At 73.1% G+C, this 14,840-nt stretch carries 18 protein-coding genes; 12 read left to right on the top strand and 6 right to left on the bottom strand.

Features of this window, described 5'->3' with window-relative positions:
• Window positions 1-205: 205 nt before the first annotated feature.
• The 3 genes from DEJ09_RS04105 to DEJ09_RS04095 are packed head-to-tail and all read right to left on the bottom strand — an operon-like array spanning window position 206 to window position 2,624.
• Window positions 206-895, bottom strand: a complete 690-nt coding sequence (locus DEJ09_RS04105) for a response regulator transcription factor (protein WP_111087730.1) — start codon at window positions 893-895, stop codon at window positions 206-208.
• Window positions 892-2,106 carry a sensor histidine kinase gene (locus tag DEJ09_RS04100; protein WP_111087729.1) on the bottom strand — a complete coding sequence of 405 codons (1,215 nt, stop codon included), beginning with the start codon at window positions 2,104-2,106 and terminating at the stop codon, window positions 892-894. Before DEJ09_RS04100 ends, DEJ09_RS04105 begins: the two co-directional genes overlap by 4 nt.
• Window positions 2,103-2,624: a hypothetical protein gene (locus tag DEJ09_RS04095; protein WP_111046454.1), complete on the bottom strand. Its 522-nt coding sequence runs from the start codon at window positions 2,622-2,624 to the stop codon at window positions 2,103-2,105. The genes DEJ09_RS04100 and DEJ09_RS04095 overlap by 4 nt, the downstream gene beginning before the upstream one ends.
• A 130-nt stretch (window positions 2,625-2,754) precedes the next feature.
• Here DEJ09_RS04095 and DEJ09_RS04090 point away from each other — a divergent pair, with 130 nt between their 5' ends.
• The 6 genes from DEJ09_RS04090 (at window position 2,755) to DEJ09_RS04065 (ending at window position 8,130) form a co-directional block, all read left to right on the top strand.
• Window positions 2,755-3,597: a spermidine synthase gene (locus DEJ09_RS04090; protein ID WP_110863235.1), complete on the top strand. Its 843-nt coding sequence runs from the start codon at window positions 2,755-2,757 to the stop codon at window positions 3,595-3,597.
• Between the two features lie 106 nt (window positions 3,598-3,703).
• Window positions 3,704-4,474: a DUF308 domain-containing protein gene (locus DEJ09_RS04085; RefSeq protein WP_146245665.1), complete on the top strand. Its 771-nt coding sequence runs from the start codon at window positions 3,704-3,706 to the stop codon at window positions 4,472-4,474.
• Window positions 4,475-4,616: 142 nt separating this feature from the next.
• On the top strand, window positions 4,617-5,447 hold the full coding sequence (locus DEJ09_RS04080) for a hypothetical protein (RefSeq protein ID WP_071406181.1): 831 nt from the start codon (window positions 4,617-4,619) through the stop codon (window positions 5,445-5,447).
• On the top strand, window positions 5,444-5,935 hold the full coding sequence (locus tag DEJ09_RS04075) for a SprT-like domain-containing protein (RefSeq protein WP_111087728.1): 492 nt from the start codon (window positions 5,444-5,446) through the stop codon (window positions 5,933-5,935). The genes DEJ09_RS04080 and DEJ09_RS04075 overlap by 4 nt, the downstream gene beginning before the upstream one ends.
• Window positions 5,936-5,982: 47 nt before the next feature.
• A complete protein-coding gene (locus tag DEJ09_RS04070; RefSeq protein WP_111087727.1) occupies window positions 5,983-6,678 on the top strand; it encodes a CGNR zinc finger domain-containing protein in 696 nt (231 codons plus the stop codon).
• Between the two features lie 192 nt (window positions 6,679-6,870).
• The gene (locus DEJ09_RS04065; RefSeq protein WP_111087726.1) at window positions 6,871-8,130 is read left to right on the top strand and encodes an Nramp family divalent metal transporter; all 1,260 of its coding nucleotides are present in this window, start codon (window positions 6,871-6,873) and stop codon (window positions 8,128-8,130) included.
• 30 nt (window positions 8,131-8,160) lie between these two features.
• Here the strand turns inward: DEJ09_RS04065 and DEJ09_RS04060 are convergent, their stop codons facing one another.
• Complete coding sequence (locus tag DEJ09_RS04060; protein ID WP_027466755.1) at window positions 8,161-8,463, bottom strand: DUF427 domain-containing protein; 303 nt, start codon at window positions 8,461-8,463, stop codon at window positions 8,161-8,163.
• Between the two features lie 42 nt (window positions 8,464-8,505).
• A complete protein-coding gene (locus DEJ09_RS04055; protein ID WP_258373781.1) occupies window positions 8,506-9,111 on the bottom strand; it encodes a 2-phosphosulfolactate phosphatase in 606 nt (201 codons plus the stop codon).
• Window positions 9,112-9,202: 91 nt separating this feature from the next.
• On the opposite strand from DEJ09_RS04055, the gene DEJ09_RS04050 reads away from it, so the two are divergent.
• The 4 genes from DEJ09_RS04050 (at window position 9,203) to DEJ09_RS04035 (ending at window position 11,468) form a co-directional block, all read left to right on the top strand.
• Window positions 9,203-9,841 (top strand): GNAT family N-acetyltransferase, encoded by a 639-nt coding sequence (locus DEJ09_RS04050; RefSeq protein ID WP_071406184.1) that lies wholly within the window; start codon window positions 9,203-9,205, stop codon window positions 9,839-9,841.
• A 69-nt stretch (window positions 9,842-9,910) separates the two neighbouring features.
• Window positions 9,911-10,393, top strand: coding sequence for a hypothetical protein (locus DEJ09_RS04045; protein WP_111087725.1), 483 nt, complete (start codon window positions 9,911-9,913; stop codon window positions 10,391-10,393).
• A 132-nt stretch (window positions 10,394-10,525) separates the two neighbouring features.
• Entirely contained in the window at window positions 10,526-11,098 is a 573-nt protein-coding gene (locus tag DEJ09_RS04040) for a DUF1684 domain-containing protein (RefSeq protein WP_051597091.1), read from the top strand.
• A gap of 10 nt (window positions 11,099-11,108) precedes the next feature.
• Window positions 11,109-11,468, top strand: a complete 360-nt coding sequence (locus DEJ09_RS04035) for a GntR family transcriptional regulator (RefSeq protein WP_035809483.1) — start codon at window positions 11,109-11,111, stop codon at window positions 11,466-11,468.
• Between the two features lie 150 nt (window positions 11,469-11,618).
• Here DEJ09_RS04035 and DEJ09_RS04030 read toward each other — a convergent pair whose 3' ends face one another.
• Window positions 11,619-12,446 carry an endo alpha-1,4 polygalactosaminidase gene (locus DEJ09_RS04030; RefSeq protein WP_258366981.1) on the bottom strand — a complete coding sequence of 276 codons (828 nt, stop codon included), beginning with the start codon at window positions 12,444-12,446 and terminating at the stop codon, window positions 11,619-11,621.
• Window positions 12,447-12,740: 294 nt separating this feature from the next.
• Between DEJ09_RS04030 and DEJ09_RS04025 the strand changes: the two genes are divergently transcribed.
• Window positions 12,741-14,351 carry a DEAD/DEAH box helicase gene (locus DEJ09_RS04025; protein WP_111087724.1) on the top strand — a complete coding sequence of 537 codons (1,611 nt, stop codon included), beginning with the start codon at window positions 12,741-12,743 and terminating at the stop codon, window positions 14,349-14,351.
• A 263-nt stretch (window positions 14,352-14,614) separates the two neighbouring features.
• The gene (locus tag DEJ09_RS04020) at window positions 14,615-14,818 is read left to right on the top strand and encodes a CsbD family protein (protein WP_027466762.1); all 204 of its coding nucleotides are present in this window, start codon (window positions 14,615-14,617) and stop codon (window positions 14,816-14,818) included.
• Window positions 14,819-14,840: the final 22 nt, after the last annotated feature.

Below are 14,840 nucleotides of genomic sequence, written 5' to 3'. Positions count from 1 at the left end.
AGCGGTGGGGGCGCTCACGGGCACGTCGTGGTCACGGTGTCCGGGCGGACGCGTGGAGTGTGGGGCACACACGCATCGACGCTCTGGCGTCGTGACGACAGACGTCAACGGTACGCAACGAGTCTTGGCGTCCGCTGGTCGTCCATGTGTACGCATTCACGTGTCCGCAGTGCGTCGCCCGGGGACGACGGGGTGCTGCGGGTGGTCAGCGCAGGACGCGGGCGACGGCCTCGGCCCGGGTTCGGACCCCGAGCTTCGCGAACACCTGGTTCACGTACGACTTCACGGTGGGCACCGTCAGGAACAGCTCGGCGGCGATCTGCGGGTTCGTCCGGCCGTCCGCGATCCGCTCGAGGACGTCCACTTCGCGCGGGGTGAGCTCCGGGAACCGCGCACCGAGCGACGGACCGGGATCGGGTGACGCAGGCGCAGGCGCCGCGGAACCAGCAGCGACACCGTTACCTGCACCGGCACCACCGGCGAGGCGCGCCACCAGCCGCGCCCCCACGGTCGCGTCGAAGGTCGACTGCCCGGCGGCCACCGCCCGCACCGCGGTCGCGATCTCCGCCCGTCCGGCGTCCTTCGTCAGGTAGCCGCGAGCTCCCGCCCGCAGCGCGGTGGTGATGGAGTCGTCATCGGCGTAGGTCGTCAGCACCAGGACCGCCACCCCGGGGTGCTCGGCGACGATCCGCGCGGTGGCGGTCGGTCCGTCCACGCCCGGCATCCGCAGGTCCATCAGGACGACGTCGGGCACGTGCCGGTCGACGGCGGCGATCGCCTCGGCACCGTCGGCCGCCTGCCCGACGACCTGCAGGTCGGGCACGAGCGACAGCACCGTCACCAGGCCGTCGCGGACGATGGCCTGGTCGTCGACGACGAGCACCCGGATGGTCACGAGCGGTCGTCCTCGGCGGCGACCGTAGCGTCCGCAGTGTCCGCGTCGCGCGTGCCGTCGACGGGCAGGTGCATGGCGACGACGAACTCGTCGTCGGAACGCTCGGCCTCCACCGTGGCCTCGCTGCCGAGTTCCGCGAACCGCTCGCGCATCCCGAGCACCCCCTGCCCGCCGCTCGGCAGCGGGTTGGCCACGACGACGTCCACGGCGTCGCCGTCCCGGATCACGGACAGGGACACGGGGCGGCCGGGAGCGTGCCTGCGGGCGTTGCTGAGGGCCTCCCGGACGACCTGGACCACGGCGGCACGGTGGGCGTCGTCGAGGACCGCGAGGGTCGCGTCACCCTGCACGACGACCTCGCCGCCGAACGAACGGTGCGCGTCGAGCAGGGCCGTCAGGCCCGACGCGTGGTCGGCGGACGGACTGGAGGCACGGGCCGGCTCCGGCTGGCCGGGCTGCGGTTCGTCGCGGAGCGCGTGCACGGCACGCCGTGCCTCGGCCAGGCCGTCCGCGGCCAGCGCGCGGGCCTCGCCGGCACGGCGGGTGGCCTCGTCGACGCGACCGGCCTCGAGCAGGGCCTCGACCGCGTCGAGCTGCAGGACCAGGCCGCCGAGCGAGTGGGCGAGGACGTCGTGGATGTCCCGGGACGCCCGCGAACGGTCGGCGAGGAGCCGTGCGCGCTGCTGCTGCCGCTCGGTCTCGCGAGCCTGCGCCGTCGTGATCCGGACCTGCCGACGACTGAAGCCGACGAGCACGCCGAGCAGCAGCCCGCCGCTCACGCCGAGGACGAACTGCACCGACGTCTGCGCGAGCGTCGCGGTGACGGCCACCACCACGACGGCGGCGAGCGCGGCGACCGCGGCCGTCCAGACCGGCAGACGCAGGTCCGCGCCGAGGATGACGAGCCCGACGATCACCGGGACCACCAGCAGCGAGTCGGTCGGCACCACGGCGAGCGATCCGGCGGCGATCATCACGCCGGCTGCGGCGACGAGGACGCGGGGCGTGCGCGCCCCTTCGCGGACGGCCCAGGCGGCGAGCGCCACGGCCCCGACGGCCCAGACCCACGCGGGGTGGTGGAGCAGGAGGCCGTTCCGGACGAACCAGAAGGCGACCACGGCGATCCCGACGGCGTTGAGTCCCCAGGAGAGCACCGAGGCGGACCGGACCCCGGCGGGGTCGGTCCGGTCCGGGTCGGTCGGCAGGCTCACCGCACCATCATGCCGCGGCGGGCGGCCGCCGACCGGTCGCCGCCGCGGGGGATGCGCTGGTCGACGACCAGGGCACGGGCTGCACGGTTCAGGGCGAGCACGAGCAGGATCGTGCCGGTCGAGGTGAGCAGGTGCGCACCGAGGTGGCCGCCGAGGACGTCGAGCCCGACGCGGGCGGCGATCAGGACGATCCAGAGCGCGGCGCCGAGCCACCCGGTGCGGGACTGCAGCGTACGGCCCTTGTCGTCCGGCGTCGTGACCGTGCGGAACCGGGTCATGGCCCCCATCGCGAGGCCGACGCCGACGGTGAGCAGGGCCTCGAGGCCGAGGAACACGACGTCGGTGGTGGTGACGGTCGCCGTGGTCTGTGCGAGGACGACCACACCGACGATCGCCATCACGAGCGGTCCCCGCCAGATGCGCGCCGGGTCGAGGGACCGCCAGGTCGCCTGCCGGTAGGCCAGGAGGCCGACGAGGGCGAGGCCGATGAGCACGTTCGCGAGGAGCTGGACCGACATGGTGTGCCTTTCGAGGTGGTCCGGCGGAGTGTTCCGACCGGTGACATCAGCCTCGTTCCGGGCGCTCCGCGGGCACACCAACCAGGGGTGGGGACGCGGGTGGTGATCGCGGTGGTGTTCCATTGACGGCATGGCTGATGCGTTCGACGGGTTCCGGATCGGTGCGGGGTACTCGGTGGTGGAGCCGGACCGGCACCGACCGGGGTCCTTCACCCTGGTGGTGGACGGCACCCCGCAGTCGCACGTGGACCTCGAGGACCCGACCCACCTGGCGTTCGAGTACATCCGGCGGATCGGGCACGCGATCGACCTGCTGCCGGACGGCCCGATCACGGCACTGCACCTGGGCGCCGGCGCCCTCACCCTGCCCCGCTACGTCGCGGTGACCCGTCCGGGTTCGCGGCAGCAGGTGATCGAGCTCGAGCGCGACCTGGTCGAGCACGTGCGCGAAGCACTGCCGTTCCCCCGCGGTGCCTCGATCCGGGTGCGGTACGGCGACGCGCGGGAGGTCCTCGGCAAGCTGCCCGCCGGACTCCGCGGCACCGTGGACCTGGCGGTGGTGGACGTCTTCGGCGGTTCGCAGATCCCCGCCCACGTGACGAGCGTCGAGTTCTACCGTGAGGTCGCCGCGTTCCTGTCGCCGACGGGCATCGTCGCGGTGAACGTGGCCGACGGCGCCGGGTTGGCGTTCGCCCGCGGGCAGGCGTCGACGCTGCAGTCGGTGCTGCCGTCGGTCGCCGCGGTCGCGGACACCGGCATGCTCAAGGGCCGGCGGTTCGGGAACATCGTGCTGCTCGGGTCGCCGACCGACCTGCCGGTGGCGGACATGCCGAGGCGGTACTCGTCCGACCCGATGCCGGCGAAGGTCGTGCACGGTGCGGAGCTCAAGGCGTTCATCGCCGGGGCGCCGATCGTCACCGACCAGACGGCGGTCGCGTCGCCGGAGCCGAACCGGAGCGTGTTCGGGGGCTGATGCCCGCGCGGCACCGCCGGGGACGGACTTCGGGCACTCGGCGGGTCCGGCTGTCAGGATGGTCTGAACGACCGCGCAGGTGCGCGACCGAGCGATGGGAACCCTGATGACGAACGACGACCGGAACGACCAGGACCGGACGGGCGACGGCCAGGCGCCGCGCTGGGGCGACGCCCCGCAGCAGCAGCCCGACGCCGATGCCCCGCGGTACGGCGAGCGGGTGGACCCGGCGCCGACCTCGACCCCGCAGTACGGCGAGCAGTACGGGCAGGGCCAGCAGCAGCAGTACGGGCAGCAGTCCGGGCAGGGTCAGCAGTACGGCCAGCCGAACGGCGAGCAGCAGTACGGCCAGCCGTCGAGCACGCCGAGCTGGAACGACCAGCAGCGCCACGACCAGCACCACGACCAGCAGCCGTACGCCGCCGCGCCCGCGCACGCCGGTGCCCCGGCCTGGCAGAGCCACGACGAGCCGAAGCCCAAGAAGAAGACCCTCGGTGTCGTGGCGTTCTTCCTCGGACTCGCCGCGCTCGTCATCGGCGTCATCGGCGGGTACGTGATGGGGTCGGCGCTCGCCAACAGCGACGCGATCAACAACCTCGTACCGAGCAGCGGTGCCACCCCGGACCAGCAGGAGCTGCAGCGTCAGCTCATGAACGACCCGGCCGTCATCTCGCAGATCGGTGTCGGTGCGGTGATCGCCGGCGTCGCCGCGATCCTCGGGCTCTGGGCGCTCGTGCAGGGCATCATCGCCGCCGTGACCAAGCGTGGTCGCGGCTGGGGCATCTTCGCGATCATCCTGGCCGTCGTGGCCACGATCGCGACGCTGGTCACCTACGTCGGCGTGGCCGCTGCCGCCGCGGTGGCCGCCAACTCCTGATCGACCACTCGGAACGGCCCGTCGTGCTCCGGCACGGCGGGCCGTTCGCCGTCCCGGGCGGCACGCGCGGAACGGCCGCACCCGCGCAACCTGAGCGCGTCGCACCGACCGCTCCCGGGAGACCGCGGCTACCCTCGAACCGATGTCCCTCCCGCCCGACGACCGCCAGCAGCCCGACCTGTCCGACCGTTCCCGTGAACCGCGCCACGCGGCTCCCGTGACGGCCGGAGTCAGCCCGGGCAGCACCTTCGCGCCCATCAGCCTGCGACCCGCGGTCGACGTCGACGCCGTGCACCAGCGGCTCCGTGACCTCGGCCAGAGCCGCAGCACCGACGCCCTCGCCGAACGCGCCGAACTCCTCCGCCTGCTCGGTCGTCTGGACGAGTCGCTCGTCATCGCGGAAGAGGTGTTCCGCCTGGCGATGTTCACCGGGGAGCGCCAGGACAAGGTCGCCGCGCGGATCCGTCGTGCGCACGTCCTGCACGACCTCGGGCGGCACGACCGCGCCGCCACCGAGGCCGCCATGGCCCGCGACACCGCCGCCACCGAGGAGTGGCCCGAACTCGAGGGCGCCGCAGCCGAGATCGAGGGCTGGTCGCTGTTCGAGAACGACCGCTTCGACGAGGCCCGCGCCGCACTCTCGCGGGCGTACCAGGCCTTCCGGCAGGCGGGGGCGCCGTCCGAGCGCACCGACGCGTTGCGCACCGCGGTCGAGGCCGCCATGCGGGCCTCGATCACCAACCCGGCGGAACCGTCCGACAAGCCACGGACCGCCCGCGAGGTCGCCGCCCGCCGCGCCGAGGACGAGGAACCCACCACCCGCGTCGCCGAGCCGGTGAAGCAGGTCCCGCCGATCCGCCGCCGCGTGCTCGGTGCGCCCGACGCCGCACGGACCGAGGCCGACGACATCTGGGGCCGGATCGCGGCCCGGGCAGCGAAGAAGGGCCAGGCCGACCCGCGCGCCGAGCAGTGACCGCGCTCGAGACCGTCCGGCTCCGTGCCGAAGCGCTCATCGCCGAACACCTCGGCGCCGGGACCTGGGCGTTCGGGTTCGACCACGCCAAGACCCGTGCCGGCCAGTGCGACTTCGCACGGAAGCGGATCACGGTGAGCCGGCACCTGGCCACCCGGTTCTCCGACGACGACGTCGAGCAGGTCCTGCTGCACGAGGTCGCGCACGCACTCGCCGGCGCCCGGGCGGCACACGGACCGAAGTGGAAGCGCACGGCCGCGGGGATCGGGTACACCGGCTCCCGGCTGCACGACGGGCCGATCGCCAGCGAGCTCGCCCCCTGGATCGGCACCTGCCCCGCGGGGCACGAGCACTTCCGGTACCGCACGCCCACCCGTCCCCTGGCCTGCGCCCGCTGTTCCCGGCGCTTCGATGCCCGGAACGTCATCACCTGGCGGCGCCGGACCGCGGACGACGACGCGGCCACGATGGCGTCGACTACCGCATGAGGGTCCCGACGCACGGAGGCGCGCCGGTAACCCGTTAGCCTGGGCGGATGCACACGGGGCAGCACATCCGCACGGACGCCGGTTCCTCCTGGTTCTTCGACGCCGGACGGATCGCGCTCGACTTCGCGCACACGGGTGGCTTCGCCGACGACCCCGCCGGACGCCGACCGCGGTCGCAACTCGGGGAGCTGCTCGCGAGCCCGGCCGACCTGGACGAGTGGCTCAGCGAGCACACCGAGCCGATCGACGTCGGTGCCAGCGCCCGCGAGCTGCAGGACGCCCGGGCCCTGCGTGCCGCGATCGCCCGGCTCGCCGTGGCCGCCGCCCCCGCGCCGGCGAGCACCGCCGCGGAACTCACCGCCGTGGCGGCGGGCCTGCGTGCCGGGGCCGGCCGCACGCGCCCCGCGCCCGACGACATCGACACCGTCAACCTGTTCGCCGCCCTGCCGGACGTGCCCCCGAGCCTCCCGGGTGGCCGACGCCGCGCCGGAGCCAACCGGGTCCGCCTGGCGCAGGCCCTGTCGAGCGTCGCGCGCGACGCCGTCGCGCTCTTCACCGAGGTCGGCTTCGACGACGTCGAGGCCGACGGCCGGCCGACGCGGCTGAGCCGGTGCTCGGCCGAGGACTGCGGCCTGGTGTTCTACGACTCGTCGCGCGGTGGGACCCGTCGCTGGTGCTCGATGCAGCGGTGCGGCAACCGGGCGAAGGTCCGGGCACACCGCGCCCGCCGCGCCGCGGAGTGACCACGAGCTGAGCACGAGCGGTCAGGACACCCCGCGCACCTCCGCCGAGCGGTCACCAACCGTCGGCTGGCGGCCTCCCAGCCGACAGGTCGCGACCACCCGACGCACGCACGCGCGCGCGGCGACCGGCGAGCACCACGACCCGTCGAAGAAAAAGATTCGGGACGCCGAATTCTCTGGCAGGATCGGTGCATGACCGACACTGCCAGCCCCCGGCTCGACGAGCACCCAACCGGTGCCCCGCGTCGTCGTGCAGCCGGGCTCACCCTGCTCGGACCGGCCTTCGTCGCGGCCATCGCGTACGTCGACCCGGGCAACGTCGCCGCCAACCTGACCGCCGGAGCCGAGTACGGGTACCTGCTGCTCTGGGTGCTCGTGGCCGCGAACGCCAGCGCCGTGGTGGTGCAGTACCTGTCCGCCAAGCTCGGGGTGGTGACGGGCAAGTCGTTGCCCGAGCACCTCGGCCTGCGGATGCGGCGCGCCCCGCGCCTGCTGTTCTGGGGTCAGGCCGAGATCGTCGCCGCCGCGACCGACATCGCCGAGGTCATCGGCGGCGCGCTGGCGCTCTACCTGCTCTTCGGTCTGCCGCTCGTGGTCGGCGGGATCATCACCGGGCTCGTCTCGATGCTCCTGCTGACCCTGCACAGCCGCCGGGGCACGCGCCTGTTCGAGACCGTGGTGACGGCGATGCTCGCGATCCTGACGGTGGGCTTCTGTGCCGGGCTGCTGTTCGCCCGGGTGTCTCCGGCAGACCTGGTCGCCGGGCTCGTGCCGCGGTTCGAGGGCTCCGGGTCGGTGCTGCTGGCGGCCTCGATGCTCGGCGCGACCGTGATGCCGCACGCGGTGTACCTGCACTCGGCGCTCGCCCGGGACCGCCACGGGGACGTACCCGCCGGGCCGGCGCGTCGCCGGGTGCTCGTCGCGACCCGGTGGGACGTCGGCCTCGCGCTGATCGTCGCGGGCGGGGTGAACATCGCGATGCTCGTCCTCGCGGCAGCCACCCTGCCGGGCGTCGAGGGCACCGACTCCATCCCCGGTGCGCAGCGCGCCATCGCCGAGAACGTCGGCCCGGTCGTCGGGGTGCTCTTCGCCGTGGGCCTGCTCGCGTCCGGCCTGGCCTCGACCTCGGTGGGCTGCATGGCCGGCGCGGAGATCATGAAGGGCCTGCTGCACGTGCGGTTCCCGCTCGTGGCCCGGCGCGCGATCACCCTGGTGCCGGCGATCGTGCTGCTCGCGCTGAACATCGACGCGACGATGCTGCTCGTCGTCAGCCAGGTGGTGCTGAGCTTCGGGATCGCCTTCGCGATCGTGCCCCTGGTGGTCTACACGTCGCGACGGAGCGTGATGGGGACCGACGTGAACGCCGCGACCACCCGCGTGGTGGCGTGGGTGATCGCGGCGGTCATCGTGGCGCTCAACGTCGCGCTGGTCGTGCTCACCCTGACCGGCTGAGTCGCAGCCGGCCAGGGTGACGGGCGGTCGTCACTCGACGACCTGGACGTCCTTCCAGAACGCGACGTAGCCCGAGTAGTCCTTGCCGACGCGGTCGAACGACGACGGGATCGGCGTCGGGTACGACCACGCGCGGTCCTGCAGCGCCTGTCCGTCGACGTTCACCGTGAAGTACTGGGTGTCGCCCTTCCACGGGCAGTGGTACTGGGTGGGGCTCTCGGTGAAGAGCTCGGTCTTCACGCTCGACGGCGGGAAGTACCAGTTGCCCTCGATCTTGATGAGGTCCTCTTCGGGGGCCTCCGCGATCACCGTGTCGCCGACGACTGCCTTCATGGCGTTGCTCCTTCGCTCGCTGGTTCCGTGACGGGGCGAACGCTACGCGCGCTCCCCCGATTCCCGCAGGACGGGCAGGTCCGGCCCCGCGGCGAGCGCCGCGTGCACGTCGTCACGGCTCAGGACGGCGGCTCCCTCGGACGCGCTGACCAGGTGCCGCACGGCACGGCGCAGCCCCGTGTACGCCGCGCAGGCCGCAGCGGCCTCGGGTGAGGTGTGGTCGATGCCGACCTCGGTGAGCGCGTCGACGACGGCTCCGGCGGCGAGCAGGTCCTCGACGGCGAAGTCGGGTGCGTCGGCCACGTCGACGGACTCCCCCGCCGCCTCGGCCGCGTCGTCGAGGACTGCGGAGTGGTGCAGCCCGGCGGCCACGATCGCGACGACGCACCGGTCACCGCGTGCGGCCTGGAGGCCCGTCACGCGTTCCGCGACCGCCGCCGCGTTGCCGAGGTGGCCGAGCACGACCTCCGGACCCTGCGGCAGCTGGGCGGTCACGTTCCGCAGCGCGCGGCGCTGTGCTGCGACGTCGGGGGTCGGCGGCAGGGCGTCGACCCAGACGAGCAGGTGGGTGCCGTGGGCGATCCGTGCCGCACCTCCGGGACCCCACGCGAACCGGACCTGGTACTTCTCCTGGGTGCGTTCTGCCACGTCCGTCACGATAGCCGCCCGGGCGATGCTGTCCTTCTCCACAGGGTCGCCGTCCGACCGGGTTCCACCAGGGTCGCCAACCCTAGGATGCATGGTCATGGAGATCGCCCCCGTACCCACCCTGACCGGCGACCGTGTGACGCTCGAGCCCCTCGGGCAGGAGCACGCGGAAGACCTGCGGGCGGCGGTCGCGGACGGCGATCTGTGGCGCACCTGGTACACCTCCGTGCCCGCCCCGGCACAGGTCGAGGCCGAGATCGACCGGCGGCTCGCCGAGCACGAGGCCGGACGCATGGTGCCCTTCGCCGTGCGGGACCGCCCGACCGGCCGGGTGGTGGGTGCGACGACCTTCATGAACATCGACCCGGGCAACCGCCACGTCGAGATCGGCAGCACGTTCCTGGCCCGGTCCGCGCAGCGCTCGGGGATCAACACCGAGTCGAAGCTGCTCATGCTGTCGCACGCGTTCGAGGCCTGGCAGTGCATCGCGGTCGAGTTCCGCACCCACTGGCACAACCTGCAGTCCCGGGCGGCCATCGCGGGCCTCGGCGCGAAGCAGGACGGCGTGCTCCGGAACCACGCGATCGGCCGTGACGGCACGCTGCGCGACACCGTGGTGTTCTCGGTGATCGCGTCGGAGTGGCCGGCCGTGCGGCTCTCGCTGGCCGAGCGGCTCCGGCGGCACGACCGCGCCGAGGGGTCCCGCCGCCGGTCGGCCCGGCACGCCTGAGTCGTCCCCGCTGCGTCGTCTCGCACCGCCACGATGCACCGTCCAGCCCGCGGGCGTAGCGTCACCGCCATGCACGTCGGCCTCCGGATCGTCCTCGATGCGCCGGTCGACGCCGTGCGCGATGCCCTGCTGTCCCCGTCCGTCATGGTGGCGGTGACGAAGCCGTTCCTGGCGTACCGCTCGCGCGACCCCCGGGGGTTCCCGGAGCGCTGGGAGCCGGGGCACCCGCACCCGATCACCGCGGACGCGTTCGGGCTGGTGCCGAGCGGCGACACGCACGTCGACCTCGACCTGTACGAGGTCGAGGGAGTGCCCGTGCAGCGCGACAACGGAGGCGGCACGTCCGGGTTGTTCGGGCGGATGACGATGTCGCACCGGATGGCCGTCGTCCCCGCACCGGGTGGCCGGACCCTGCTGCTCGACCGCCTGACCTACCGGATGCGACCGGCCGTCCTCGGGCCCGCCCTGTGGCCCGGCATGTGGGTCATCTGGCAGTGGCGGGCGTTCCGGATGCGCGCCCTCGCGCCCACCTGGCGGACCGACGGCGAGTGACGCGACGCGGGTCGGGCCTCCCGTCCACCGCGGAGCGGGCGTAGCCTCGTCCACGTGAGCCAGACGCGCCCCCAGGAGCCGACGACCGACGACCGCGTGCGCAGCACGCTGGCGACGACGGATTGGCGGCGGATGACGTTCGACCTGTACCGCCGTGTCCGCGCCACCCCCGACCCCCAGACGGCGCACGCGCTCTGGCGCGAGACCCGTGACGCGATGTTCGCGGAGCACCCGGCGTCCCCCCTGCTCGACGAGGACGCTCGCGACTTCGAATCGCTGCCGGTGCCGGACTACGACCCGGCGTGGCGGTTCCAGGTCCGCATCGAGGCCACGGAGCCCGCCGAGTTCGACTTCGAGACCGGCACCGACGGCGTCGTCCACTTCGACCGGCTCGGCCTCGTGCGGGTCCCCGGTGTCGGCACGCTCGACGTCTGGAAGCACGGCGGCTACGCGGGCGGGGTGTTCGTCCCCGTCAAGGACGCCAGCGCCGGCAAGGCCCGCGGCACCTACGGCGGCGGGCGCTACCTGCTCGACACCATCAAGGGCTCGGACCTGGGCGGCGACGACCTCGGGTCGCTCGTGCTCGACTTCAACTTCGCCTACAACCCGTCGTGCGCGTACGACCCGGCGTGGGCGTGCCCGCTCGCGCCCCCGGGCAACACCGTGCCGGTCCCGATCCCCGTCGGCGAGCAGTACGACTTCTAGGGTGGAACGCATGACAGGACTCGTCGCCCTCGACGTCGGTGGCCGCGTGCCGCCGTTCGAGCAGGTCCGATCGCAGATCGCCGCACAGATCACCGCCGGGTACCTGGTGGACGGCGAACGGCTGCCGAGCGTGCGTGGGCTGGCGGACGAGCTCGGGCTCGCCGCGGGCACCGTCGCGAAGGCCTACCAGCTGCTCGAGGAGGCCGGGCTCGTGCACACCGCACGGGGCGCCGGTACCCGGGTGGTGCGGCCGGCGGCGGTGCCGGACGCCGTGGCCGAGGCCGCTCGTGCCCTGGCCGCCGCGGCGCGCTCGGCGGGGCTGTCGGCGGACCAGGCGGCGACCGCGTTGCGCGAGGCCTGGCCGGCGTAGCGGGCGCGGGGCTGGCGCTTCCGGGGCTGGCGGGGCTGGCGCTTCCGGGCGTACCTGGTCGTTCCGGGCGTACCCGGTCCGAAGTTCTGACCCGGTACGCCCGATCCGACCAGGCATCGCAGGTGTTCTGGGAAGGAACGTCCCGAGCGCTCAGCAGTGCTCGTACACGTACGCGTCGTCCTTCGGGGTCACCAGGTCGCGGTCGCGCAGGATCGTCATGGCCGGACGGCTCTTCAGCCCGCAGACCGAACCCCACGAGCGCTCGAGGGTGTCCGAGTACTCCACGTCGATGACCCGCCCGCCGTAGGCCTTCGTGTACGCGGCGCACTCCCGGTACTGCACGCACTCCTCGGCGACGACGAAGTCGAACCCGGTCTGCTTCCGGCCGGATGCCCCGAGCTGCGGCGTGTTCTTCTGCCCGACGGCCAGGCCGTGCCGGTGCCCCTTGGCGACGAGCGACTTCGCGAGCGCCAGGTTGCCGGCACGGGTGAGCCGCTTGCCGCTCCGGGTCCACGAGTCGAGGTTGTCGAACTCCACCGCGTCGAACCCGCGGTCACCGCAGCGGGCGACGGTCTTCGCGAGCACCTTCGTGATCAGGGCACGCTTGGCCGCGGTCCGGGTGTCGAGGAGCATCTCGTCCGGCCACCCCGGGTCGGAGACCGGCTTGCCCGCGCGGTCGCGGAGGATCGCCGACGGGTACGACTTCTTCCACGTGCGGGCGGCCTCGGGCTGCGTCTGGAACCCGTTGACGTAGCAGATGTTGTACTTGCCCTTCGCGGGGCGGTCGGTGCTGTCGCGCTCGACGATCGTCACGCCGGAGGGCGGGGTGTACCCGCCGCCGAGCTGGTAGTCCACGCGGCCCGAGGTCGGCAGGTTGCGGTAGCTCCCGGCCGCGCTGGTCGTGGCGGCCTCGGCGCAGCCGGCGGTGCCGAGGACGGCCACCAGGGCCATCGCGGTGGTCAACAGGACGGATCGCATGCGCACCCCGGAATCCTCGCACGCGCACGGCGAACGACCCCGCCCTCGCTGTTCCGGGGATGTGCACGCTATGCTGGTCGTACTCGAGGCGCCGATCGCCTCGTGCGTCGTACGGACGCCCCGAACTCCCGACCACCTGTCTCCGGACTCTGGTCGATGATCGAGCACCTCACGAAGGTGCCCAGGCTTCTCTGCTGCGGCGACTGCGCCAGCCACATCCGTTGGCGCGCATCCCGCCCGCGCGCTGCCTCAGAGCGCGCCCACAGCCGGACTGCTCCGGCTCGAAAGGTCACCATGACCACCGAAGACATCCGTTTCTCCGACCTCGGCGTCCCCGCGCCGATGGTCTCCGTCCTCGCCGACCAGGGCAAGGACATGGCGTTCCCCATCCAGGCGGACACCCTCCCGGACTCCCTGCAGGGCAAGGACGTCCTCGGCCGCGGCCGCACCGGCTCCGGCAAGACCATCGCGTTCGCGATCCCGCTCGTCGCCCGCCTCGCCGCCAGCGGCCGCAAGCGCCGTGCCGGCCGCCCCCGCGCCCTGGTGCTCGCACCGACGCGTGAGCTCGCGACGCAGATCGACGTCGCCCTCGCCCCGCTCGCCAAGGCCATGGGCCTCAACACCACGACCATCTTCGGTGGCGTCGGTCAGGGTCGTCAGGTCGACGCCCTGCGCGGCGGCGTCGACGTCGTGGTCGCCTGCCCGGGTCGCCTCGCCGACCTGATGCAGCAGGGTCACGTGAACCTGGGCGACATCGAGGTCACCGTCCTCGACGAGGCCGACCACATGGCCGACATGGGCTTCCTGCCCGGCGTCACCAAGATCATGCAGGCGACGCCCGAGAACGGGCAGCGACTGCTGTTCTCCGCCACGCTCGACAACGGCGTGGACAAGCTCGTCAAGAAGTTCCTGCACAACCCGGTGATGCACTCCGTCGACGAGGCGAACAGCCCCGTCGAGGCGATGACCCACCACCTGTTCGAGGTCGCCGACGCCGACGCGAAGAAGCACCTCGTGAGCGCCCTCGCCTCGGGCAACGGTCGCCGCATCCTCTTCATGCGCACGAAGCACCACGCCAAGCGCCTCGCCAAGCAGCTCAGCAGCCAGGGGATCCCGGCCGTCGACCTGCAGGGCAACCTGTCGCAGGGCGCCCGTGAGCGCAACCTCGCGAAGTTCTCCTCCGGTGAGGCCCTCGTGCTCGTCGCCACCGACGTCGCCGCCCGCGGTGTGCACGTCGACAACGTCGAGCTCGTCGTGCACGTCGACCCGCCCACCGAGCACAAGGCGTACCTGCACCGCTCGGGCCGCACCGCGCGTGCCGGTTCGTCCGGTGACGTCGTCACGGTGACGATGCCCGCCGAGCGTCGCGACGTCGCGCAGATGATGCGTGCTGCCGCGATCAAGGTCACCCCGCAGCACGTCTCGGCGACCTCCCCGGCCGTCACCGCGCTCGTCGGCGAGGTCGCTCCGATCCGCCACGTGGCCGAGGAGCAGCCCACCCAGCAGCGTCAGCCCAAGCAGCGCTCGGCCGAGTCCGCCGGTGACGGCGGCGGTCGTCGCCGTGGTCGCGGCGGTCGGTCGGGAGGCACGGCGCAGCCCGCGCGCTCCGGCTCGGCTGGCGAGTCCGCCGGTTCGGCCGGGGGCCGTCAGGGCCGTCCGGCCCGTGGCGCACGGACCGAGGGTGCCGGGCGCTCCGGTGCCGCGGCCGCAGGTTCGACCGGTGGTCGCCGCAGCGGCGGCAACCGTCGCTCGGGCAGCAGCGACGTCGTGCGCGGCGGCTCGTCGGCCGTCTGGTCGTCCGAGGGCGGCTACGCCGCGGGTCGGTCCGGCAACGAGTCGGGCGGCAACCGTCGTGGTGGCTCGCGCCGCGCCTCCCGTCCGGCCGGCGCTGCCGACCGCCACTGACCTGCGCGCTTGACCCCCGCGGTCTGACCCGCTCGGCCTGACCCCGTCGGCCTGAGCGCGTCGATGCCCGCAAGACACCGGTGTTCACGTTTCGAACCCCCGCATCCCGGGTGCGATCCGTGAACACCGGTGTTTTGCGTGACTGTGCTGGCGAACCTTGGCGGGGGCTGGGGGTGGGGTACTCCACCGGGCGTACGGTCTGCTTCACCGGATGCCGCGCAAGCGGCTGACGGGGAACACGTCCGCTTCTGGAAGGAGTGCCTATGGCTGGCATCGATGACATCAAGAACGCCGCTGAGAAGGCGGCAGGCAAGGTCAAGGAAGCCGCCGGCAACGCGACCGGTAACGACCGCTTGAAGGCCGAAGGCCAGACCGACCAGGGCAAGGCCTCGGCGAAGCAGGGCGTCACCGACGTCAAGGACGCCGCGCACGGCGTCGCCGACAGCTTCAAGGACGACAAGCACTGAAGCCGGTTCGCAACCGCGCTGC

This window comes from Curtobacterium sp. MCLR17_055, from assembly GCF_003234305.1.
GTDB classification, from domain to species: Bacteria; Actinomycetota; Actinomycetes; order Actinomycetales; family Microbacteriaceae; genus Curtobacterium; species Curtobacterium flaccumfaciens.
Note: the sequence above shows the minus strand (reverse complement) of the source record. Positions and strands in the feature narration are given on the sequence as shown.